The organism is Lichenihabitans psoromatis (assembly GCF_004323635.1).
GTDB lineage: Bacteria > Pseudomonadota > Alphaproteobacteria > Rhizobiales > Beijerinckiaceae > Lichenihabitans > Lichenihabitans psoromatis.
Window position 1 is genome coordinate 97,670 of the sequence record NZ_CP036516.1, and the last position, 20,727, is coordinate 118,396.

General features: G+C 65.5%; 24 protein-coding genes and 1 pseudogene. 13 read left to right on the top strand and 12 right to left on the bottom strand.

Going from position 1 to position 20,727, the window contains the following annotated elements; all coding sequences use genetic code 11:
- Positions 1-839: 839 nt before the first annotated feature.
- Together EY713_RS22050 and EY713_RS22055 are read right to left on the bottom strand one after the other, a co-directional pair.
- Positions 840-1,970: pseudogene (locus EY713_RS22050) on the bottom strand (IS701 family transposase); the annotation flags it as partial.
- Positions 1,958-3,129, bottom strand: a protein-coding gene (locus EY713_RS22055; RefSeq protein ID WP_425374332.1) for an IS3 family transposase whose coding sequence is annotated in 2 segments (ribosomal slippage) — positions 1,958-2,844 and positions 2,844-3,129 — 1,173 coding nt in all. Because the reading frame shifts where the segments join, the coding sequence is not laid out codon by codon here. The pseudogene EY713_RS22050 and the gene EY713_RS22055, both read right to left, overlap by 13 nt.
- Before the next feature lie 802 nt (positions 3,130-3,931).
- On the opposite strand from EY713_RS22055, the gene EY713_RS22060 reads away from it, so the two are divergent.
- Positions 3,932-4,588, top strand: a complete 657-nt coding sequence (locus tag EY713_RS22060; protein WP_170314125.1) for a recombinase family protein — start codon at positions 3,932-3,934, stop codon at positions 4,586-4,588.
- Between the two features lie 225 nt (positions 4,589-4,813).
- Positions 4,814-5,062, top strand: a complete 249-nt coding sequence (locus tag EY713_RS22065; RefSeq protein WP_131120214.1) for a hypothetical protein — start codon at positions 4,814-4,816, stop codon at positions 5,060-5,062.
- A gap of 264 nt (positions 5,063-5,326) precedes the next feature.
- Here the strand turns inward: EY713_RS22065 and EY713_RS22070 are convergent, their stop codons facing one another.
- The 3 genes from EY713_RS22070 to EY713_RS22920 form a co-directional block, all read right to left on the bottom strand.
- The gene (locus EY713_RS22070; protein WP_131120216.1) at positions 5,327-6,646 is read right to left on the bottom strand and encodes an APC family permease; all 1,320 of its coding nucleotides are present in this window, start codon (positions 6,644-6,646) and stop codon (positions 5,327-5,329) included.
- Between the two features lie 102 nt (positions 6,647-6,748).
- Positions 6,749-7,867, bottom strand: coding sequence for a metallophosphoesterase (locus EY713_RS22075; RefSeq protein ID WP_131120217.1), 1,119 nt, complete (start codon positions 7,865-7,867; stop codon positions 6,749-6,751).
- A 692-nt stretch (positions 7,868-8,559) separates the two neighbouring features.
- On the bottom strand, positions 8,560-8,730 hold the full coding sequence (locus EY713_RS22920) for a hypothetical protein (RefSeq protein WP_165491251.1): 171 nt from the start codon (positions 8,728-8,730) through the stop codon (positions 8,560-8,562).
- A 346-nt stretch (positions 8,731-9,076) separates the two neighbouring features.
- Here EY713_RS22920 and EY713_RS22080 point away from each other — a divergent pair, with 346 nt between their 5' ends.
- The 3 genes from EY713_RS22080 to EY713_RS22090 all read left to right on the top strand — a co-directional run bounded on the left by EY713_RS22080 (position 9,077) and on the right by EY713_RS22090 (position 10,398).
- On the top strand, positions 9,077-9,346 hold the full coding sequence (locus EY713_RS22080; RefSeq protein WP_131120219.1) for a WGR domain-containing protein: 270 nt from the start codon (positions 9,077-9,079) through the stop codon (positions 9,344-9,346).
- A gap of 153 nt (positions 9,347-9,499) precedes the next feature.
- Positions 9,500-10,126 carry an acyl-homoserine-lactone synthase gene (locus EY713_RS22085; protein ID WP_131120221.1) on the top strand — a complete coding sequence of 209 codons (627 nt, stop codon included), beginning with the start codon at positions 9,500-9,502 and terminating at the stop codon, positions 10,124-10,126.
- Between the two features lie 35 nt (positions 10,127-10,161).
- Positions 10,162-10,398 carry a hypothetical protein gene (locus tag EY713_RS22090; RefSeq protein WP_245573047.1) on the top strand — a complete coding sequence of 79 codons (237 nt, stop codon included), beginning with the start codon at positions 10,162-10,164 and terminating at the stop codon, positions 10,396-10,398.
- A 341-nt stretch (positions 10,399-10,739) separates the two neighbouring features.
- Here EY713_RS22090 and EY713_RS22095 read toward each other — a convergent pair whose 3' ends face one another.
- The 7 genes from EY713_RS22095 to EY713_RS22125 form a co-directional block, all read right to left on the bottom strand.
- On the bottom strand, positions 10,740-11,471 hold the full coding sequence (locus EY713_RS22095) for a hypothetical protein (protein WP_245573048.1): 732 nt from the start codon (positions 11,469-11,471) through the stop codon (positions 10,740-10,742).
- Positions 11,468-12,031: a hypothetical protein gene (locus EY713_RS22100; RefSeq protein ID WP_131120224.1), complete on the bottom strand. Its 564-nt coding sequence runs from the start codon at positions 12,029-12,031 to the stop codon at positions 11,468-11,470. The genes EY713_RS22095 and EY713_RS22100 overlap by 4 nt, the downstream gene beginning before the upstream one ends.
- A 45-nt stretch (positions 12,032-12,076) precedes the next feature.
- Positions 12,077-12,565 carry a hypothetical protein gene (locus EY713_RS22105; protein ID WP_131120226.1) on the bottom strand — a complete coding sequence of 163 codons (489 nt, stop codon included), beginning with the start codon at positions 12,563-12,565 and terminating at the stop codon, positions 12,077-12,079.
- A 193-nt stretch (positions 12,566-12,758) separates the two neighbouring features.
- A complete protein-coding gene (locus EY713_RS22110; RefSeq protein ID WP_131120228.1) occupies positions 12,759-13,304 on the bottom strand; it encodes a hypothetical protein in 546 nt (181 codons plus the stop codon).
- Positions 13,301-13,903 (bottom strand): thermonuclease family protein, encoded by a 603-nt coding sequence (locus EY713_RS22115; protein WP_245573049.1) that lies wholly within the window; start codon positions 13,901-13,903, stop codon positions 13,301-13,303. Before EY713_RS22115 ends, EY713_RS22110 begins: the two co-directional genes overlap by 4 nt.
- On the bottom strand, positions 13,890-14,228 hold the full coding sequence (locus EY713_RS22120; protein WP_131120230.1) for a single-stranded DNA-binding protein: 339 nt from the start codon (positions 14,226-14,228) through the stop codon (positions 13,890-13,892). Before EY713_RS22120 ends, EY713_RS22115 begins: the two co-directional genes overlap by 14 nt.
- 29 nt (positions 14,229-14,257) lie before the next feature.
- Positions 14,258-14,887, bottom strand: a complete 630-nt coding sequence (locus EY713_RS22125) for a thermonuclease family protein (protein ID WP_425374379.1) — start codon at positions 14,885-14,887, stop codon at positions 14,258-14,260.
- A 141-nt stretch (positions 14,888-15,028) separates the two neighbouring features.
- Between EY713_RS22125 and EY713_RS22130 the strand changes: the two genes are divergently transcribed.
- The 8 genes from EY713_RS22130 to EY713_RS22165 are packed head-to-tail and all read left to right on the top strand — an operon-like array spanning position 15,029 to position 20,725.
- Positions 15,029-15,763 carry a lytic transglycosylase domain-containing protein gene (locus tag EY713_RS22130; RefSeq protein ID WP_131120232.1) on the top strand — a complete coding sequence of 245 codons (735 nt, stop codon included), beginning with the start codon at positions 15,029-15,031 and terminating at the stop codon, positions 15,761-15,763.
- 13 nt (positions 15,764-15,776) lie between these two features.
- Positions 15,777-16,079: a TrbC/VirB2 family type IV secretion system protein gene (locus tag EY713_RS22135; RefSeq protein ID WP_131120234.1), complete on the top strand. Its 303-nt coding sequence runs from the start codon at positions 15,777-15,779 to the stop codon at positions 16,077-16,079.
- Complete coding sequence (locus tag EY713_RS22140; RefSeq protein WP_131120236.1) at positions 16,076-16,372, top strand: VirB3 family type IV secretion system protein; 297 nt, start codon at positions 16,076-16,078, stop codon at positions 16,370-16,372. The genes EY713_RS22135 and EY713_RS22140 overlap by 4 nt, the downstream gene beginning before the upstream one ends.
- A 9-nt stretch (positions 16,373-16,381) precedes the next feature.
- Complete coding sequence (locus EY713_RS22145) at positions 16,382-18,793, top strand: VirB4 family type IV secretion/conjugal transfer ATPase (RefSeq protein ID WP_131120239.1); 2,412 nt, start codon at positions 16,382-16,384, stop codon at positions 18,791-18,793.
- Positions 18,790-19,614: a hypothetical protein gene (locus EY713_RS22150; protein WP_131120241.1), complete on the top strand. Its 825-nt coding sequence runs from the start codon at positions 18,790-18,792 to the stop codon at positions 19,612-19,614. The genes EY713_RS22145 and EY713_RS22150 overlap by 4 nt, the downstream gene beginning before the upstream one ends.
- Before the next feature lie 9 nt (positions 19,615-19,623).
- Positions 19,624-20,343 carry a type IV secretion system protein gene (locus EY713_RS22155; RefSeq protein ID WP_131120242.1) on the top strand — a complete coding sequence of 240 codons (720 nt, stop codon included), beginning with the start codon at positions 19,624-19,626 and terminating at the stop codon, positions 20,341-20,343.
- Between the two features lie 8 nt (positions 20,344-20,351).
- Complete coding sequence (locus EY713_RS22160) at positions 20,352-20,540, top strand: hypothetical protein (RefSeq protein ID WP_131120244.1); 189 nt, start codon at positions 20,352-20,354, stop codon at positions 20,538-20,540.
- An 11-nt stretch (positions 20,541-20,551) separates the two neighbouring features.
- The gene (locus tag EY713_RS22165; RefSeq protein WP_245504430.1) at positions 20,552-20,725 is read left to right on the top strand and encodes a hypothetical protein; all 174 of its coding nucleotides are present in this window, start codon (positions 20,552-20,554) and stop codon (positions 20,723-20,725) included.
- Positions 20,726-20,727 lie beyond the last annotated feature (2 nt).

Consider the following 20,727-nt stretch of genomic DNA (forward strand, 5'->3'; position numbering starts at 1 on the left):
ATGATGCTCGTCGTTCGCTGAAGGCGGATGACCGCCGGTTCCATACCAGCCCCTATGCGAATCCAGGCTGGATCAGATCCATCGCAACGCGCTGAAGGCCCGGGTCTGACCCACTCCACGAGCGCCTGGTCGCCCGGCCCGACGAGCATCATCTCGGCCTGGTCACGACAGTTGCGGTGCCATGCAGATAAATTGTTCCTGCCAGCGTCATTATCGTGCATCTTCTTCTGCGTCTGCAATCAGGGTGACAGCCGTCAGGTAGCCGCAGCCTCGCCGGAAGCGGTCGGCGGCGGGACCGTCGTCCACCGGCAACGCCTGAGGAGCTGCCTCGCCACCACTGTTTGACTCTCGGTGGCGCATGATTGCGCCCGCGATCCCCATCGTCCGGATCTGGCGGACGACGGTTGACAACCACCGCAACCTTGTCGCCCGTGCGCAGGGACCCGGAGGGTGGCGAAAGCCGGTCGGCGCGTAGAGATGGTCGGCCTCGCGCACCCATTCGAGATCACCGAAACGCGTACAATCCGCTCCGAGCGGAAGTTCGAGGCCAACCACGTCTCCAGCGCGGCTAGATCGGCTGTCATCGGCACCTTTCGTCACGGAGGCCAGGTCGATCAGGATCGTCTGGCCAGTTCTGACCCGAACATTCTCACCGTCCTCAAAACCGTTCGGCAGCCTTCTTCAACACCCTGCTAGTCTTACTGCGTCATAAAACGAGCTGACGGTTTGTTTTGAGTTGATTGCAGCACGGACATCGGGAGAGACGTTGGACGAGGGCGTGGGTGAGCCGCCGCCGCATGGTCGTAATGGAGGTGGGCACGTGACGCTCGGGCCGAACCGGCGGAGCCGCGGGGTCGGCGATGACTGGGAAGGTAAGGCGTCGGGCCGCCCCTGGGGCGAGCTGAAGCTGAGGGGGGAATCGTCCCTTGAAGGGTGATGAGGAATCCATAGGCTGCGATGCAGAGGCTTGCGTGATGGTGGAAGCCGCGCCATCCGCGCCCCTCGTAATGGCCTAAGCCAAGTTCTTGCTTGAGATCCTGATAGTCGCGTTCGATCCGCCAACGCAACTTAGCTGTTTTGACCAAGTCTTCGATCGAGGTCTCTGGTGGCATGGTCGAGAGCCAATACTTGATTGGCTCGGCCGCATCCTCCGGCCATTCGATCATCAACCACTCCATAGCGCGCGGCTCGGAACGATTATAGTCCCTGGAGGCGGGTCGGAGGCGGACAGCAGCGAAGCGGGACGCGAGATCGACGTTGGTCCCTTCGCGCCACGTCATGCTCTGCCAAGCTTCGGTTGGGAGCTGTTCGGCCAACGCCCTGGCTGAGACAGGCTTGTTGTCAGGGCTGCGGCGCAGCAAGGACGGCGGTCGGCCCTTTCCGCTCCAGGGTTTGGGAGGCAGCGGCTCTTCGCCGGGGCGCCACACACTGAGCGTCGGTTGCACCCCGACCACATAGGCGAGCCCCAGGGCGGACAGGCCGGCGCGGAAGCCGCCGTCCGCGCCGTAGCCGGCATCCGCCAGGATCACGCCGGGAGCCACACGCTGGGCCTGCGCCGCCGCGATCTGGTCGAGCGCGATCTGCGGCTTGGTCTGGAACACGACATCCGGCGGAACCTTGGCCTTGCGGCGCTGCTCGGGATCGTCAGCCCAGGCTTGCGGAAGATAGAGTCGGTAGGCGATCGGCAGGCTCGCGGCCTCGTTCGCCACCGACAGGCTCACCGCCACTTGGCAGTTGTCCTGTTTGCCGAGCTGACCGCAATACTGCCGCGCCACCCCGACCGAGTGGCGCCCCTTCTTGGGGAACCCCGTATCGTCGACGATCCAGGCCTTGATCGGCCCCTGTCGCTCGATGACCGGCAGCACGTGATCGCGGACCTGGGCCATCACCGCCATGTCCGACCAAGGTGCCTCCCCGACAAGGTGCTGATGGTGCCCTGAATTGATGGACACGGGGGTTATGCCGCCAGCCTCTCGGCTTGTTCTGGCGTTTTGTAGCCGAGCGCAGAGTGGATCCGTCGTCGGTTATAATAGCCTTCGATGTAGGCGAACAGGTCGCGTCGGGCCTCGTCGCGTGTCGCCCAGTGACATTGGTGGACGAGTTCGACCTTCAGCGTGTGGAAGAAGCTCTCCATCGGGGCGTTGTCGTAACAGCAGCCCGTGCGGCTCATCGACGGCGTCGCCGCCATGACGGCCAGCTGCTTTCGGTAGACCTCGGCGGCGTATTGGCTGCCACGATCCGAATGTTGGATGAGCCCGGCCCCTGGGCGTTGACGCTGGGCGGCCATCATGAGCGCGGCGAGCGGCAGCTCGGTGCGCATATGATCGCGCATCGCCCAGCCGACGATCTTGCGCGTGGCGAGGTCGAGGACCGCAGCGAGATAGAGCCATCCCTCTCCGGTGGCGATATAGGTGATGTCCGCCAGCCAGACGGTGTTCGGAGTTGTTGCCGCGAACACCTGCTTGAGCCGGTTTGGCGCGATCGGAAGATCATGGCGGCTGTCCGTTGTGCAAGGCTTGAACCGACGCCCTGCCAGGCCGCGAATCCCGTGGTGGCGCATCAAACGGGCGACGCGTCCCCGGCTCACCGTCCGGCCTTCAGCACGAAGCGCGGCGTGCATCCTCGGTGAGCCATAGCGGCCACGATGCTCGGCCTCGAGACGCCGGACATCGCCAAGCAGATGACGGTTGGCGACGAGCCGAGCACTGTCGGGGCGATCCCGCCATGCATAGTAGCCGCTGGCAGAGACCTGCAGCACGCGGCACATGAGCCGGATCGGCCACGTGCCGACGTGATCGCGGATGAACGTGAACCTCATCTGGGCACCTCCGCGAAGATGCCGATGGCTTTTTTTAGGACGTCGCGCTCCATGCGCGTGCGATCGAGATCCCGCTTCAGCCGCGCAATCTCGGCAGCCTGGTCGGCCGGGGACGGGAGCTGCGGCACCCCGGCCGCGACCGCTCGCGAACGGGCAGCGCCGGTGTGGATGGCCGCTCGCCAGTTCCGCAGCATCGACGGCGAGATGCCGACCTCCGTGGCAACCTGCATCAACGGCCGACTGCTACTTTCAAGCAGCGCAACAGCCTCTCGTTTAAACTCGGGAGCGAACTCCCGCCTCGTTTTGGGCATCCAAACACCTTTCCCGCTCATCCGAGCGTATCAAAGGTGTCCACCAATGCGAGGGACCATCAAAGGCGGCATCGACAAAGTCGCGGACGGGGAGCTGCGTCGCGAGGCCGATCAGTCCCGCGCCGGCGAAGGCGACGGCTTGGGTGAGGCTCTCCCTGCACTTGGCCGAAAGCGGCATCGTTTCATCCGTCGGGCGAGAACAGGTGATGGGTGACGTGGTCAAGGCTTCGCGGCACCTTACTGCTTTGGTTTCCGTCTGAACAGGAGGCGGCACTTGGTGGGGACCGCGGCGACCGTGACGCGCGCAGAGGTCGCGGCTGCCGAGGGGTTGCCTACGCGGTCATCGACCGCCGCCGAGCCTTCGCAGGATCCGAGCGTTCCCGGAAGCCGGGAACGCCGGGCGAGACTACAGAAAGCTGAGGAACCTATAGTTGTCGGCGAAGAAAGACATGTCCCGTCCTGGGCGGACCGCGCGCGGCTCGATGGATGATGCTCGCGCGAAGTGGCGCAAAAGCATCAGAGGCATCAGGCGGCGCACGGGATCCTGGCGCTCCGCCGCGGTTGTGCTCAATACTGCGCGAGGAACGTTGCTTCGAAGCTTTAGCGACTTGTCTGAACAACCTGACACGACGCGAAGGCGAATGTTCGGAGTTTAGGGAGATTCTAGCTGGGCGATCAATCGTTGCGTAAACGGCCGTTCTCGCATCGATATAGCAAGTCTTTCGTAATTCTCGGCCGCCTCTCTCAGCGGATTGATGCTGAACCGTGTTGCGTAATCAGTGTGTCTCTGCGATCGTCTGACATGGGTTCCGCAACGAAACGGCCTTCGAAAAAGGATGCTGCTGCTTCAGCCTCTCTGCTGATCGGCTACGCGCGCGTGTCCACGGAAGATCAGAAGCTGGATCTGCAGAAAGATGCGCTGGTGAGCGCAGGGTGCGATCGGATTTTTGAGGACCGGGCATCGGGAGCGCGACCAGAGAGGCCCGGCCTCCGCGAGGCTCTTTCGCATCTACGACGCGGCGACACTTTGGTTGTCTGGAAGCTCGACCGACTCGGGCGGACGACCCACCAGCTCGTGGGCCTGCTCGAACAATTTGAGCAGGATGGTGTCAAACTTCGATCGCTGCAGGACGGGATCGATCCATCGACCACCATGGGAAAAGCCATGCTGCAGATCGGTGCTGTCTTTGCAGAGATGGAGCGCAACCTGATCCGCGAACGGACACGCGCCGGGCTGGCTGCAGCGCGGGCCCGCGGACGACTGGGAGGGCGAAAGCCAAAGATTGGCAAGGACGCCGTAGATACGGCCAGACGGCTGATGAAGGATCCTGATCTGACGATGTCTGAGATCGCTCAACGTCTCGGAGTCAATCGCGTCACACTCTATCGCACGTTGGAACGTGAGGCTGATTTTCGGCCTCGAGCGCCCGGACGCAAACCCGGGGGAAAACGGGTCTGACCCTCCGGCCCTCTATTAAAGGAATGCGGAAGACCCCTCTTTCGGCACTTCGCATCGACGCTATCTGGCCGTGAGCAGAATGGCCGCTTTCCGCCGTAATAATCTCAAATTTGCTGTTCGTCGGCTCCGTACTGCCAGCCATTGGAGCTCGATACTTGGGGTGGTTGTGGGCTACAGCGGTCGAGTCCTCTGGGGGTAAAGGGAGCAACTACCGACCAGACCAACTTGAATGTCTACCAGGTCACGGCGATCGTCGGAACGCGCATGGTGGAGGTCAGGGCCATCCCGCAAGCCGACGCGAGCACGGGGTGGGAGGCGTGTGTGACGGGCAAGGCGATGCCGGCCCTCGATGCCTTTACGGGCGAGCCACTACGGCGCCGCGTCGACGGTCGACGCCGGTCCGTGCGAATCGATGATTGCAGGACGGCTCTCGTTTGGGACGGGCGCCCAAAGGCCTGGACTGCCTATGCATGACGGGATCGGAAGCGAGCAAAGCGGCATCGCAGGAGGATACGGACATGCCGCGAACGGTCGATGCGGACGGGGGTCACGGCGGGATCTGTGCGTTTTGGGGGACGCTGGTAAGACCCGATTACATCACGTGCACGGGGTGCGGGGCCACATGGCGGCACCGCATCACCGCGTGGGGGCTACTGATGATCAGGGGCGCGTGGCCGTCCGGTCTGTTCCTCGGCCTAGTCTCTGTTAGTCCATTGACGTTTCGCGTAGCCAAAGTCTTCACGTCCTCGCAAGCGGTGTCAGCCCCCCGGGTGGCAAGCGGCCCCGTCGCACGGTCAGCACGATTTGGATCGCGACGACGGATCCGTAAACCGCGAGCAGGAGGTATAGGCTCATGCGGTCAACCTGCCAGTCGTGCCAGAGCAGCAGACCGAGGCTGGCGGTGGCGAGAAGTCCGCCGGCGAGCGGGATCGACGGCGACAACCCGATGCGCCCCGAAAGCCGCAAGGCGGAAAAGTTGACGGCGGCAAAGATGACGAGGAACGTCGCGCTCGCGAAGCCCGAGATCGCCGGCAGCGGGACCAGTAGCGCGAAGGCGAGCGACAGGACGGTGAGGGCGAGCAGCGAGACATAGGGAACTGGACGGATGCGCTCCTGGAGGGCAAAAACCTGGGGAAGCGCATGTTCCTCGGCCATCACCATGGCAAGCCGTGCGGCGCCGAACAACGTCGCGTTGATGGCGGACGCGGTTGAGAGCAGCGCGGCGATGCCGATCAGCACGAATCCGGCCTCGCCCAAGGTCGGCCGCGCGGCCACCGCGAGCACGTATTCCTGGTCCTGCTGGATCTGCGCCGGAGTAAGGTTGCCGAGTGCCGCGACGGCGACGACGATGTAGATGATCGTGGTAAGGACGATCGCGATGACGATGGCGCGGCGCAGGTTGTGTTCCGGATCCGCCATCTCGTCGATCGCGTTGGGAATGAGTTCAAACCCCTCATAGGCCACGAATATCAAGGCAACCGCGACCAGGGGCGAAGCGATGCCGCGATCGAAAAGCGGTACGAAATGGGCGGTTTTGATGCCGATGAAGCCGGCGGCGGCGAACACGGCGAGGATAAGCAGCTTGATGGCAACGACGCCGAGCTCGACGCTGCCCGACGTGCGCGCGCCACGGAGGTTGATGCCGAGAAACCCAACCAGCACCAGCCCCGCCAACACTGCCGTGGCCGGCCGTGCGCCGCCCAGACCGAACAGCGTCGCACCATAATCGCCGAACGCCGTCGCGTAGAGCGCGAGCGTTCCGACGTAGCCGACGACCAAGAGCCAGCCGGCGCAGCCCGCGACCAAGGGAGAGGCGAAGGCCTTATCGATGTAGGTGAAGCTGCCGCCGTCGCCGCGAAAGTGAAGGCCGAGATGGGCGTAGGAGAGGCCTGTCAGCAGGGCGATCACACCACCGCCCGCAAGCGTCAGGACAACGGCGTGTCCCGCGGTGGCGATGGCTAGGCCAAGCACCGCGAAGATACCCCCGCCGATCATGCCGCCGATGCCGATCGCGCTGACCTCGGCGAGATTCAGCTTGTCCTTGTCGACCCTTGCCATGCTTCGGTTTCCTGGCTGCGGCCGGCGACGGCGCGATCACGTCGATCGGGGAGCGACATCGATGCGCCCAGGCGGGTTTCTTGTCGACGAGGACGATCGGCGTCACGCGACCCGACGCCGCGTAATGCGAGTGAGTTCCGGCGGGCGCCCCAACCGTAGCGCGAAACCGGGCCACAGGGCGCTGCCGTTGTTGACGTAGAGCGTCATTCCGTCGACGTCGTAGCGCCCCGACACGAACCCGTCGTTCATGCGCGCGACGAGGCGGTCCAGGCCCCGGATCATGCCGCCGTGCGTATGCCCGGACAGTTGCAGCGAGACGCCACGCGCGGCGGCCTCCTTGGCCTTTCTCGGCTGATGGTCGAGCAGCACGATCGGGACGCCCTCGGGGGCTCCGGCGAGCGCGGCGGTCAGGTCGGGCTCGGGGTTGCCCGTCCCCGCCGCGGATCGGTCCGTCACCCCGGCGAGAATAAATCGCCCCTCACGCCGCTTCAGGACCACATGGTCGTTGAGGAGCATGGTCATTCCCATCCCGGCGAGGTGCCCCATCCACTCGCGGTAGCCGAAGTAATATTCGTGGTTGCCCTGGATCGCGTAGACGCCGTCCGGCGCGTGGAGACCGCGCAGCGGCTCGACGTCCGCCCGTCGCTTGGCGAGGGTGCCGTCGATGAAATCCCCGGTCACGACGATCAAGTCAACGCCCAGCGCGTTGGACCGCTCGACCAGCGTGCGGGTCCAGGACGCCGGGAACAGGCGGCTGATGTGCAGGTCGGTCAATTGGAGGATGCGATAGTCGTCGAACGCCGATGGCAGCCCGTGGATTTCGACCGTCACGTCCTTCAGGGGCGGTACCCGGACCGCCGCATGCACGCCGACCGCGGCGAGCAGCGAGGCGACGCTCGCCAGGGCGTATCTGACGCCATCCGGGACCGTCCCGTGCTCGCCCCGCACCAGCGTCATCGGCACCTTGACCGCACCGAGCGCTACGAGCAGTACGGCGAGGAACGCGATCGCGCCGAACGCCCACGTGAACAGGATCACGATGGGACGCGGGAACTCCGGCGACAGGACGGATCCCGACGAGAGACGGCTGACCAGATGATATTGCGACCCGACGAGCAGGAGCACCGCCAAGATGCCCTTGACCCATAGGGGTACCGCGAGCGGCATCACGATCCCGAACAGGACCAGCAGGAACGGCAAACCGAGGACGAGATGGAAGATGGTCCGCTCTCCGACGACGCCGTCCCAGAACCGGCGACGGAAAGCTCCAGGTACGTGGAACGAGCCGGTCCCGCAAATTCAGGGTACCCCGTAGCCGAGGCTTCCGGCTCGTCCACGGGCCCGCGCCTCACGGCCTCGTCGACCTGCTGACCTGACCACAGGACGGCTTCGCCTCGTCGCCTTGCCGCAACGGCGCCGTCCGACCTTCTTCCCCTGCGTTCCGCATTCCTCGCGAGGCAAGAACACCGGCCGACCCCGTCCTCCACTGCGTTGCGGTCCACAAGCGGATGCGGCGTCGATCGCCTCCGGTCCCTGGATTGCCATCGAGGACGCGACGGCGCGGGCCCGAACGGGAAGCAGGAGAGCAACATGGCTACCATCGGAACCTTCAAGGCCAACGGCACCGAGTTCACCGGCGATCGCTCCGGTTTCGCACTGGAGTTTCGCACAAGCTAAGCGGCTGATCCAATTAGGCCCCGCCGGGTCATGCGAAATGTATGGTTTCTGCAGAATGCGGAATGGCCGCTTTGGAGACCGGCTAGAAACGCATGGAACGTTCGGGATGGGCGCAAAGTCGAACATCCGAAATGTTCCGGTCGGCATCGACGTTCTCCGACGCATCTGTACCGGCCGGACCCCGGCGGACAAACTTCAGAGACGCGGGCGCTGTCGCGCCAGCGTCTTTGGATGGCTCACACTCCGAATGGATCGTACTCGTGAATGATCGATCCGGCATCGCCGTCGAACTCATCCGAGGGCAGCACACCGAAACCATTCTCGCCCCGGAAGAGAACGACGCAGACCATGAGCGTTTTGGCGAGGTTCCAGGCGTGGTTCTGCGCGAGGGTGAGGTTCTTCGACATCGGTTCAGCTCCCGTCTTGCGGCGGGGGCCATCCCCGCTCGACAGGCGCCCGAAGCGTCTGGGGCGTGGCCATGATCACGTCGAGGCGCAGCCGAAGAGGCCGCATGCTGGCATAGCGGACCCCTTGCGGGTTGATCGTCAGTCCGCGGCCCAGACCAAGGAGATGCGCCAACCAGAGCGAGATGGATCACGACGTTGCGAGTGTCCGAAGGACGAAGCCTTTCATCCCTCCGACCACGCAAAACCTTCGAGCTTCTCGCAATGCATCAGCACTGTGAATCCGAGCTGCCTGATTGATTCAGTCTTTGCGTTGGACGTCGACGCTGCGCGGGTGGACCATCATCGAATGCCCGCAGCACCACCGGCGTCGACCGCGTCCGTCCAGCTCCTCGTCCTCGACCGCATCGACGATGCCAGCAACATGGCGCGCTGCTACGTGCTGTCGGTCGAGCAGACGATGTTCGGCGACACCGCGCTCGTCCGCGAGTGGGGCCGCATCGGGGTGAGCTGCCGTCGCAGCCTCGACCTTTACGAGCATGATGCCACCGCGAAGGTTGCGCTCAGCGCCTGGCTCAAGCGCAAGGCCCGGCGGGGCTACGTCGTACGTCCGGACTAGCAGGCCACCCAGCCGGTTCGTTGTATTCTCCCCCAACGCGGCCCGTCAGACCGACCATCGATTGTCACAACTGGGAGTGGGCATTTCTACCCATACCGTGGCCCGCCCCTCTGTGGCTTTTTCCTCCTCAGGCAACACGTCGAGGAGGTTTCGATGCTCAAAGTCATACACGGGTCCGAGGTCAGCGCACATCAGGAGCTGATGGATCGGGTCTTCCGGTTCCGGCACGGTGTCTTCGTGGACGAGAAGGGCTGGGAGGATCTCCGCCAACCTGATGCGCGGGAGCGCGACCAGTTCGACGATGCGCATGCGATCCATCAGGTCTGCCTGCGCGACGAAGAGATCGTCGGCTATCAGCGGCTCCTACCGACGACGCGGCGACACCTCTTGACCGACGTGCTGGGAGACCTCTGCCGGACCAAGCCACCCCGAGGGCCGCGGGTCTTCGAATGGACCCGCTTCTGCGTGGCGCCAAGCCACCGCGAGGTCCGGCCACGGGCGAACGGCGCGTTCCTGGAACTGGCGCAGGGCGTCGTCGAAGGGGGAATGGCCAACCGCGTCGACACCGTCACGGTAGCCATCGATTGGCGATTGATGGTTATCGCGATGCAGCTCCGCTTCTTCGTTCGACCTCTCGGTTTCCCGAAGAAGATCGGCCGCGACGAAGTCGTCGCCCTTCGCATGTCGTTCACGGGCGAGACCCTCACGACCATCCGCCAGGCACGCGGCTGCGACGGACCGGTGTTGGAGCGCCCTGAGCGGCAGAGCTCGGCCGCCTGAGCACCCTGACAACCGGAGTTGGACCTTTGATCCGTATGAAAGACGCGAAGCTTGTCGCGCAGGAAGTGCACGCGCGCTACGAGCCGATCCGCGCCGTGGTGTTGATCAGCCGTTCGTTGCAAAAGGCTCTGTTCGCCGGCCGGTCGGACGATGTCGTCTTCTGGGCCCTCGTCTACGCATATTATCGAGGCGGCGAGCTCTGCGAGGCGACGCAGGAGCAGCTGGCCGCCTTCCGCCTGCTTATCCTGCCGGACACGGGTAACGGCGCATAGCGCCAGATGCCATTTGCACCGTGTGCCCTCGGCAGAGGATGGGGTTCGACACGATGGGCTTTCCTCGAACCCGTCGGGTCGGGGCGGCCGAGACCGCCCGACCCAACTCGCTTCAAGCGGCGAAGCGGTGGGACGATACGGTTGCCGATCGGTGTGGATCGGCGCGTATCTGCCATGTGGTTGCGGGACTGTCGTGCACAAACGCACCATGCCATATCCATGGTGCATCGCACGCGAAGCATGCCCTTCTTGGGCGTTTCCTCCCTTAGACTTGGACCGCCCGCGAAAAGTGAGGCGGCCTTTTCTTTTGCGGCGGAGAGAGGCTCGCCTCCGGTCCCTAGTCAGACCTCGGACGACGACACGATGATCGAAGCCGACGCCGCACTCGGCGGATTGGCCGCGACACCGGTCGTGGTGGGATAGTCTCCCGGTCCCGCCGGGCCGCACGTCCCCTGGCCGTTCTGGCAGTTGGGATCGGCCAGGCTTCGGGCATTCTTGGCCATGCCGCAGATCGTCGTGCCGTTGATGTCGGAGAAGCCCGAGCATTTGCCGGAAGCCACCATCTTCTGGCAGTTGCCGGTGCCGAGCTGAATGCAGGCCGCGATGAGGCTCGCGTCGACGGGCTGCCCGTCGAACGTCGACATCGAGGCGAGCTGGCGCACCGCGGACGAATTGTACCCGTCGTTGGTGAGATTCGCCCAGGCGTCGGTCTGCTGCTGCAGCGACTCGCAACCGTAGCCCGCCCGGTCCGTCCCGGCATATTTCTGGATGTTGGCGTTGTTCAGCTGAAAAATGCCGGTGCAGCAGCTGCCGTTGTAGACGCCCTTGTTGCCGCCCGACTCGAAGCGGCCAAGGCCGCCGAGGGAACACGACGTTGCTTTGAGATCGTCGCGTAGCGAGGAGTTCTGGACTGCATCGGTGATCTCTTGGGCCGAATAATTGGTCCGCTCGCAATATTGCGCACCCGCCGCGGTCACCGGGACGGTGCCGATCGGCAGAAAAGCGGACGACAGCAGGATGAGGGCGGCCGCGACGAAGCCACGGCGCCCGGCAGCGGGCCGGAGAGCGGTCACTTGATCGACACCGTCCGGTTGCAGGACGGGACGATCTTCCCGCCCACCGTTGTTCTAAGCTGCACGGTGCCGGATGCCGGATCGAAGCGCGCAAAGGTGTCGTCGCTGCGGTTCTTCGCCGGGAGGTCGGGATCGGCATGGTCGGCGTAACAGCCGGTTACGGTTTTGATCGACAGGAGCTTGGCACCGTCGAAAGTCGCGATCCGCACCGGGCAGGTGGAGGGCTCGATCCCGGCGTTCTTGTCGTTGGCGCCGCTGTCGCATTGGCGCGACAAGGCGATGCTGACCATCACGGTGCGGCCGCCGTCGTTGTAGGTGGCCGAGAGCGCCGTCACGAGGGCGTTCTTGCCGTCCAAAGGTCGCTTGAGCTCCGTCGTGACATAGGCGTTCGCCTCCCGGATCACGTCCGGCCAGACCAGCGTCTGCAGCGGATCGGTCGTCGAGGGCGTCCGGAAATCGTGGAAGGCCATCGGTTGCCAAGCGCCCGGAGAGGACTGTGCAGCGGAAATCCCGACGACGGCGAGTGGGGCGAGGGCAAAGGTCAGGAAACGAAGTCGCATGCGAGGTCCTGGTGGTGTCGTGCGGTCTGGAGGCTGCGTCGCCGATCATGACGGGGGCAGGGGGATGGCCTGGGAGCAGCCCTCGACAGGGCGGTGGTCGACGACGAAGCCGGTGCGGATGGTCCGCGTCGTGGGCTCGTACGACGCGTAGGCTGCGGCGATGTCGGCGTCCGGCGTCTCGCCCAGCGCCGCGGCCGATCGTTCGAGATAGCAGCCCCGGCCGCCATCGAGGGTATGGACGACGACACCTTCGTAGACGGCCAGCCGCATGGGGCACATCCTGATCGTTGCGTGGACGGATGCCCGCACCTCTTTCAGGGTGCACGCGGTCGCCGTGTCGAGGACACTGAGGACGATGGACTTCCGGGGGCTCCAGATCACGAAATGCGCTTCCGTCACCGGCGCATTGCCGTCAGCGAAACGCCGGTCACCGCGATCCACATAGGCGCGATTGTTTTGGTCGATCGCATCCTTCCAGATGTCGGCATAGGTGCCCGTGGCGGCTGTCGGCCATTGCAGATCGGCGTAGGACATCGGCCGCCATGCGGTCGGATCCGGCGTGGGTGTCTGCGCAATACCGCTGCCGCACGTCGCGGCGAAGAGGGCGGTTCCGACCGCGAGTCGGACGCCGCAACGCTCAACCGTGGCCGCGACGGAACTCCTCGCGTTCCGACTAACATCCATTCTGATGTACGCGCAAAACCGGCTTCGCCGAATTCGCCGGGCGCTATTCATAACGGTCCCGCCCCGGCACCCAGCTCCAGGGATCCTTGGGCGAGCCCTCCCGGCCACGCCACGGCACGGCGGTCCGCGGCGGATCGACGGGCTGCATCTGCCAGATCGCGCCGTCGTAGGCGAAGTTGATCGTCTGGCGATCGAGACGCCGGCCGGCCGGATCAAGGAGGTCCGTCGCGCAATGGACGACCGGACCACGGAACCGGACGATGCGGGCCGTCCGTTGATTCAGCGCCCCCGGCTTGCATCCGAAGAGCCATACGGATGAGGGCCCGGCGCGCACCGCAACGGTGTCGACGAGGCGCCGCCGGAAGGCGTCATTCGCCTGATCCTGCGTGGGGTAGGAGACGCGCTCCGTCAAGATCGGCGCGAAGGTCGACCCGTCCGGCGTGTATTCCAGTCGCCCCGGAATAACCCGCTGCGGGGCGTAGAGCGGCTCCTGGCTTGGAAGCGTGATGACCGCGACGGGTGTCGGGGGCGGAGGCGCACAGCCGCTTGCGGCCAGCAGAGCCGGAAGGAGCAGGACCGCGCGCTTCAATGGTCCGCCTCCGGGAGTTTGATGGCTGCAGCGTCATGAGCAATCCGCACGCGGTAGTCCCATGGCATTTCGAAACTGCTGGCCCAGAGGCCGCGATAAGCCTTGCGGGCTTCGCGCTCGGCCGAGGTGTAGGCGCGGATGGAAGGATCCTGCTCCGTCGGCGGCAGTGTGACGGCGATGCCGTCTCGGAGCATTGCGGCGATGAGGTCGGCATGGTCGGCGGAGGCGCACCGCGCCAGATGCTCGCCGGCCTCGTCGCGAAGCGTCGCGCAGGACAGCCATTTGCCGAGAGTCGCGGTGACCAGCCAGGCCGTCGCCATGGTGCCGCAAGGCCAGGGCTGACGGCCGAGGTGGGCGTCCTGGCCCGGCATGCAGGTTGCGATCCCGTAGAGACGATAGACGGCGCCGGTCTCGATCTCGCGGAGCCGCGTTCCGTCGAGGACCTCGACCCGGAGCGGCGTCGCTTGTGGGACGCTCCCTGGTTCGTAAAGGCCGCCGCGAACCGGCACGGTAGACGCTGCGGTCGCGGCCGTCCCGAGGCCAGCGATGCCGATCGAGGTCGCCAGCATCGTGATCGCCGAGCGCTCAGGCTTCCGCATCGTCCCGCGCGCCGAGATCGAGCTTGTGGAATGCGTTGGCGATGATGTCGGTCGTATAGACCGTCTCACCGTCCTTCTTGTAGGAGCCGTCGGCGACACGGCATTCGGCGTAGATGCCATCGCCCTTGCGGACGTTCGCGAGCGCCCAGGCGGCGACCTTCTCGTTCAGCAAGGTCACCGTGACCCAGTCGGTCTCCTCCTGCCGCTTGCCCTCAGTGTCGGTCCGGAAGCGATCCGTCGCGACATTGACCTTGGCCGCCTTGCCGAAAGCCTTGGGCGCCTGGCCGACCCGGCCACGGAGGATGAACAGATTCGTGGTTCGCATGGATCTTCGGCTCGCGTTTCGATGAGAGGTCAGGGTGTCGGGGTGGATGGCGTCGCCGGCGATGGGACGCCGGACCCGGCTGCGCGCTGCTTGCCAAGCGCCCGCAGGATGATCGCATTGGGGTCCGGCAGGTCGGCGAAGGCCCAGAGACCGGCATGGGTCCGCTGGGCGACGAGCTCGGCGACCAGGTAGGGCGGGTGGATCGGCTGACCGTCGGGGCCGAGGGCCGCGAAGGCAAAGCCGGTCGCGATCAGGGCGGTGCCAAGATCGATGCGAGATCCCGCTCCGGCGCCGGCGGTCGGCTGGGCGATGCAGAAGACAAGGACCGTGCTCGAGCGCGGTGTCTTGCCGGCGTCGATGCATTGCGGATGCAGGTCGCGGATCAGGGCGACCAGCATGGCGAGGGAGGTCTCGCCACAATCTCGGACCTGCCCATGCGCGTTCGTGAAGGTCGTGCCGCGCAGGCAGGATTGAACGCCGTAGAGCCGATAGGTGAGGCCATGATCCGTCCAGCTGTCGCCGGTCTGATAGGCGGCAGAAGCGGCGACGGGCGCCCAAGCCGGCGCGGCGGACTGCCCAGCGGCGGGCCACGCGACCAGGAGAGAACCAATCAAGAGACCGGCCGCGAGCCGCCAGGTCTCAGGCCACCTCCGCGGCATCTCGGTCTGTTGCGCTTCGGTCACGGTCTCGACTTGTCCTCGTCCAATTGCCCGGATGCTGGCTGAAACAGCATCGCAGGTCTGTTGCGAGATTAACAATGTCTGTTATAATGTCCATAACGGATTTGATCGGGAGGACATATGAGGGTCTGTTTGGCGGTCGGGATTGCTTTGGCGGCAACACAGGTGGTCTGTGGCGGGGATAGCGCGGCGCGTGCGGCATCGACCATCCTTGCCTCGGTCGATGCCGCCGGACATATCGTCCCCGCCCGGGCCGCGGCGACTGAAGCCGACACGCCTGCCAAGGCGCCGGGCAGACTATGCCGTGATGCCGTGTCGCTGCCCCCTGACACAGCCAAGACGCTCGTCGCCCGGATCGCCATAGAGGAAGGGTTCTTCCCCGACTTTGTGATCTCAGTCGCCAAGATCGAGAGCCACTTCAAGTCGACCGACCTGTCCGAAAAGGGCGCCTACGGTCTCATGCAACTGATGCCCGAGACGGCGCAGCGGTTCGGGGTCGACCTCTGCGATCCCGCCGGTAACATCCGGGGCGGCATCCGGCTCTTGCGCATGCTGCACGACCGCTACCGGAATCCCTTCTTTATCCTGGCCGCCTACAACGCCGGCGAAGAGGCGCTTCTCAAGAACCGAGGCGTCCCGCCGTTTCCCGAGACCGTCCGCTTCGTCGCCGACGTCATCAACGATTTTTACGCCTGGCCGGCGACCGCGCCCTCAGCGCGAGCCCGTGACGTGACGGCGGCGGCCGCCGCTCCGGGCATCGTCGAGGTCGCGCCCGAAACCGGCGCCTCCACTTCATCCGCAAAGCCAAATGCCGCTCCGCCCTGGAGCGATGGCTTCGTCATGCATGTCGATTGAAAGGTCGGATTTGATGCCATTCTTGTTTCCCCGTCTGCTGGTCCCAGTCTGCGCCCTGCTGCTCGGCATCGACGCCGCCAGTGCCCAATCGAGCGGGTCGTTGCAGCCGGTCCAATCGACCCTCACGACCCTGGTGTCGACCCTCACCGGATCCATCGCGACCGCGCTTGCCACCCTGGCCGTGATCGCCTGCGGGTTCTTCGCTTGGTCGGGCCGCCTGACCTGGGGCATCGCCGGCAGCGTCATCTTCGGCATCGTGCTGGTGTTCGGCTCTGCCCAGATCGTCCAGTTCTTCCAGTCGGCGGTCGGCCAGTGACGGAGCGCGATCTCGAAGAGCCGCTGATCACTCCGCTGGTGAAAGCGCTCACGCGGGCGCCGACCCTGATGGGCGTCCCGTACGTGTATTTCATGTTCAACGGCGTGGCGTCGTCGGTCTGCTTCCTGCTGTCTCACAACCTGTTTCTGCTGCTGGTCGCGATCCCACTGCACCTGTTCGGCTATGTGATGACGCTGCGCGACGACCGCATCTTCGAAATCCTATTCGTCAGGACCACCCGCTGCCCGCCCCGCACGCGCGGCGTCTGGGCCGCCGACAGTTACTGCGCCTGAGGTTTCGGCATGGTAGCCCGCGCCCTTCTCGATGAGCTGACCTTTGGCGCCGTGTCGCGCCGCGAACGGCCGGTCAGCACGCACATCCCCTACACAAGGCATGTCGACGACCACGTCATCCGGACGCGGGACGGGCTGGTCATGACCGTGCTGAAGCTCGAAGGCTATTCCTTCGAGACTGCCGACATGAGCGAGGTCAACGCCCGCCTGCTCGCCCGCAACGACGTCGTGCGGACCCTCGCGAACTCCCGCTTCGCCATCGCGAGCCACATCGTCCGTCGCGAGGTGCAGCCCGTCATCGCCTCGACCTTCGACAATGCGCTCTGCCGCGAGATCGACGAGCGCTACGACGCGGCGCTCTCCAAGCGGAAGATGTTCGTCAACGACCTCTACGTGACGATCGTCCGGCGGCGCCTGCAGGGACAGGCCGGCACCTTCGACACGGCACTCACCAAGCTGCTTGGCCGCAAGGATGAGGCCGGGGATTCCGTGGCCGAACAGACCGCGCTGACCGAGCTGCGCGATGCGGCGACGGCCGTGCGCGAGAACCTCGCTGCCTACGGCGCGCGGCAGCTCGGCGTCGTCAAGCGGGACGGGGTCTGGTTCTCCGAGCCGCTCGAATTCCTAGTGCAGCTCGTCAATGGCGGGTTGCCGCGGCCGATGCACCTGCCGCGGATGGCACTTGCCGATGCGCTGGCGCAAAAACGCATCTTCTTCGGCAAGAACGCCATCGAGATCCGCGGCGCCGGGCCGGACGACACGCGTTTCGCGGCCATGGTGTCGATCCGCGAATATCCGGCCCAGACCGGCCCGGGCTCATTCGACAATCTGCTGCGCGTCCCGCACGCCTTCATCGCGACCCAGACTTTCGCCATCGTCGACCGGCCGGAAGCCGCCCGCCAGATCGACCGCGTGTCGCGCCAGGTCGACATGTCGGACGAGGCCGGCTCGATCGTCGCCGAGCACTTGGACGAGGCCCGCGACGAGCTGCTCGCCTCCGAGGCGATCTACGGCGAGCACCACATGTCGGTGATGTGCCTTGGCCGGAGCTTGGCGGAGGTCGCGGCCAGCGTCACCGTCGTCGGCGCCGCGCTGACCGACCGCTCCGTCATCTGGACGCGCGAGGACCTCAATTGCGAGCCGGCCTTCTGGGCCCAGCTCCCGGGAAACTTCGCCTATATCGCGCGCAAGGCGGTCATCTCGTCGAAGAATTTCGCCGGCTTCACGTCCCTGCATAATTACCCGAGCGGGCGGCCGGACGGAAACCATTGGGGTCCCGCCATCTCAGTCTTCGAGACGACCTCGCAGACCGCCTACTACTACAACCACCACGTCCGCGACCTCGGCAATTTTACGGTCGTCGGCCCGTCCGGAAGCGGCAAGACTGTCTTCCTCTCCTTCATCTCCGCGCAGTCCCAGCGGGTTCTGCCGCGTCCAAAGCTGCTTTTCGTCGACAAGGACAGGGGCGCGGAGATCTTCATCCGCGCCATGGGCGGCCATTACGAGATCCTGGTGCCCGGCGAGCCAACGGGGTTCAACCCGCTGTCACTTCCCGACACCGCGCGCACCCGCGAGTTCCTGTTCCAGTTGTTGGGCTTCATGCTCCGGCCAGCCAATGGCGGCGAGCTCTCGGCCTCCGAGGAGCAGGTGATCCGCAACGCCGTGCAGGCCGTGCTCGGGGGCGGACCGGAAGGGCGGACGCTGAAGGCCTTCTCGACCCTGCTGCGCGGACGCATCCGGGCCGGGGAGGGGGATCTGCTGGCGCGGCTCGAGAGCTGGATGCGCCCGGACCAGCGCGGCTGGCTCTTCAACAACGAGACCGACCAGTTCTCCGTCTCCAGCATCTTCGGGTTCGACATGACCCGGGTGCTCGACGATCCCGTCATCCGCACCGCGGCGCTCATGTACATCTTCCATCGCACCGAGGAGCTGCTGACGGGCGACCCCGTCATGATCTTTTTGGACGAGGGCTGGCGGCTGCTCGATGATCCGGTCTTCGCCTTCTTCATCAAGGACAAGCTGAAGACCATCCGCAAGCAGAACGGAATCATCGGCTTCGGCACGCAATCGGCCGCCGACATCGTTCGCTCGAGCTCGGCCAGCACGCTGATCGAGCAGACCGCGACCAACGTCTTCTTCCCCAATCCGAAAGCGGACGACGAGAGCTATGGCCGCGCCTTCCGGCTGTCGTCGCGGGAGGTCGAATGGATCCGCAGCACGGTGCCGGAAAGCCGGTCGTTCCTGATCAAGCACGGCCGCGACAGCGTGATCGCGCGCCTGAACCTCGCCGGCATGCCGGACCTCATCAAGGTTCTGTCAGGGCGCACCGAGACCGTGGCCGAGCTCGACGCGTTACGCGCCCAATTTGGAGATGATCCGGCCGCCTGGTTGCCGATCTTCATGGGACGGGCCGCGGCATGAGAGCGATCCGCCTCGGCGTCCTGTCCACCATCACCTGTCTCTGCGCAGGCAGCGCCGCCGCGTCGATCCCGACCATCGACGCCGCTGAGCTGACCCAGCACGCCCGCACCTCGTCGTCGACCGTGCAGCTCGTGCCGATCACGACCAAGCGCAAGGATGCCAACCAGGGCGTTCATTGCGCCGTAACGACTGGCAAGAAAGCCAGCGTCGCCGATCCCGCCGTCCAGCCACAGGCCGGCGCGGGCAGCGGCATGATTCAATCCTACGCGCCGGACATGCCGGCTGCTCCCGTTGCCGGCAGTCAAGGGGCCGCGCTCAACAGCCAGACCCTGTTCAAGTCGACGGGTGATGTCGCGGCCGGGCTCGAGGCGAGCCACACCACGCTCGCGGCCGCGCTCTCCTCGTTCCAGGCCGCGAGCCGGCAGGTCGGGACGGGATCGACCGTTACGGCGGCGCTCGACATGAACTCGGCGGCCCGGCTGCAGAACGGCATCGCCTGGAACAGCGTCATCGGCTCGGCCAATTTTTGGGTCCAGGCCCTGAACGCGCTCAATCTTGCCGCAACCAGCGATGCGAGCCGGGCCGCCATCGGCATGCGGACCAGCGTCACCGCCGCGCCGAGCACCGTCTTCCCGGTCTGCCCGGTCGGCTTTGGCGGGACGGGGACGGTCGCCGATCCGTGCCGATCGTCGTCCTGCCCGAGCACGGCGTCGAGCACCGCGGGCTGCGTCGCCGGCAGCCTCGACGAGGGAGCTGGTGCCACCCTTTCCATCGTCGCGCCAGCCAGCGTGCTGGCAACCCTTCAATCCAGCGCCCGATAGGAGATCGGCATGCCATCCATCCGGCTCACCGCCGTCGCTCTGACCCTCGGCAGCCTCCTCGTACCGTTCGAGGCGTGGGCCTTGATGCCGGTCATTGACAACGCCAACCTTGCAAAAGCCCAGGAGATCGCGACCAACACGCAAGCGATCTTGAACGCCGATCAGCAGATCATGACGTTCACCCAAAAAACGCTGGCGGCGGTCACCGGCGATCGCAGCTCGCAGGCCCAGGGGAGCCTCGCCCAGATGGCGCTTGGCAGCGGCTTCACCATGGCGCAGGCGCCATCGCTCGGGTCGGTCATCTCCGGCGGCGCATTGTCCTTCGCCGGCATGGGAGCGACCTCCCAGAACATCGTCTCGACGCTGATCAACGGGCTGCAGCTCGTCCAGTCACTGACGGGGCTCGCGACCGGCACCAGCCATCCTGTCGATACCGCCTATCGCAACGCCGTGAATGTCGCGGCGACGCTGTCGGGCCTCATCACCTCGACCCAGGGCGCGATCCAGCAGCGCTCCTCGGCCTTCACGCAGGGCGGCCAGCAGATCGGGCAGGCGCCCGATCTCAAGGGCAGCGTCGACCAGAACACGCAGGTTCAGATCCAGACCGGCCAGACCATCAACGAGCTCAACGGCGTCGTGAACAACGCCGCCACGGCCGCCAACCAGGCGAACCTCGACCGGATCGCCGCCGAGTCCGCCGTGGCGCGCGCCATGAAGTTCACGCAGTAGGATTGCCTGTGCTGAAACCCAAACCTCTGATCGCCGCCGTGCTCGCCCTGGGCATCGCGATCCTGATTGGCGTCGCATTGTTCCGGCCCGGCCCGCAGCCACAGGCCCCTGCGCCTTCGGCCGCCACGACTGCGGAGCCGGACAGCGGCCTGTCGCGAGCGATGACCTTCACGACCCCCGCCGAACCGAAGAAATGATCGCGCGCGCGTTGCTCGTCATAGTGGCCGCCCTGGCGGTGTCCGGCTGTGCCTACAAGCCCCTCAAGGCGCCCTGCGCGCCGGACGAGGGCGGCGCTCCGCTCGCCTACGCCCCGGCACCCTCGAACACGACGCCCGAACCATTCCGCTCCTTCGACCGGTGCGGTCCGATGCGGCGGATCTGAGG

What these genes read in the sequence shown, in the direction of transcription:
- EY713_RS22060 (WP_170314125.1), top strand. Translation starts at nt 3,932, where the DNA reads ATGGGTTCCGCAACGAAACGGCCTTCGAAAAAGGATGCTGCTGCTTCA.
- EY713_RS22070 (WP_131120216.1), bottom strand. Translation starts at nt 6,646, where the DNA reads ATGGCAAGGGTCGACAAGGACAAGCTGAATCTCGCCGAGGTCAGCGCG.
- EY713_RS22920 (WP_165491251.1), bottom strand. Translation starts at nt 8,730, where the DNA reads ATGTCGAAGAACCTCACCCTCGCGCAGAACCACGCCTGGAACCTCGCC.
- EY713_RS22080 (WP_131120219.1), top strand. Translation starts at nt 9,077, where the DNA reads ATGCCCGCAGCACCACCGGCGTCGACCGCGTCCGTCCAGCTCCTCGTC.
- EY713_RS22085 (WP_131120221.1), top strand. Translation starts at nt 9,500, where the DNA reads ATGCTCAAAGTCATACACGGGTCCGAGGTCAGCGCACATCAGGAGCTG.
- EY713_RS22090 (WP_245573047.1), top strand. Translation starts at nt 10,162, where the DNA reads ATGAAAGACGCGAAGCTTGTCGCGCAGGAAGTGCACGCGCGCTACGAG.
- EY713_RS22100 (WP_131120224.1), bottom strand. Translation starts at nt 12,031, where the DNA reads ATGCGACTTCGTTTCCTGACCTTTGCCCTCGCCCCACTCGCCGTCGTC.
- EY713_RS22105 (WP_131120226.1), bottom strand. Translation starts at nt 12,565, where the DNA reads ATGTCCTACGCCGATCTGCAATGGCCGACAGCCGCCACGGGCACCTAT.
- EY713_RS22115 (WP_245573049.1), bottom strand. Translation starts at nt 13,903, where the DNA reads ATGCGGAAGCCTGAGCGCTCGGCGATCACGATGCTGGCGACCTCGATC.
- EY713_RS22120 (WP_131120230.1), bottom strand. Translation starts at nt 14,228, where the DNA reads ATGCGAACCACGAATCTGTTCATCCTCCGTGGCCGGGTCGGCCAGGCG.
- EY713_RS22125 (WP_425374379.1), bottom strand. Translation starts at nt 14,887, where the DNA reads ATGCCGCGGAGGTGGCCTGAGACCTGGCGGCTCGCGGCCGGTCTCTTG.
- EY713_RS22130 (WP_131120232.1), top strand. Translation starts at nt 15,029, where the DNA reads ATGAGGGTCTGTTTGGCGGTCGGGATTGCTTTGGCGGCAACACAGGTG.
- EY713_RS22135 (WP_131120234.1), top strand. Translation starts at nt 15,777, where the DNA reads ATGCCATTCTTGTTTCCCCGTCTGCTGGTCCCAGTCTGCGCCCTGCTG.
- EY713_RS22145 (WP_131120239.1), top strand. Translation starts at nt 16,382, where the DNA reads ATGGTAGCCCGCGCCCTTCTCGATGAGCTGACCTTTGGCGCCGTGTCG.
- EY713_RS22150 (WP_131120241.1), top strand. Translation starts at nt 18,790, where the DNA reads ATGAGAGCGATCCGCCTCGGCGTCCTGTCCACCATCACCTGTCTCTGC.
- EY713_RS22155 (WP_131120242.1), top strand. Translation starts at nt 19,624, where the DNA reads ATGCCATCCATCCGGCTCACCGCCGTCGCTCTGACCCTCGGCAGCCTC.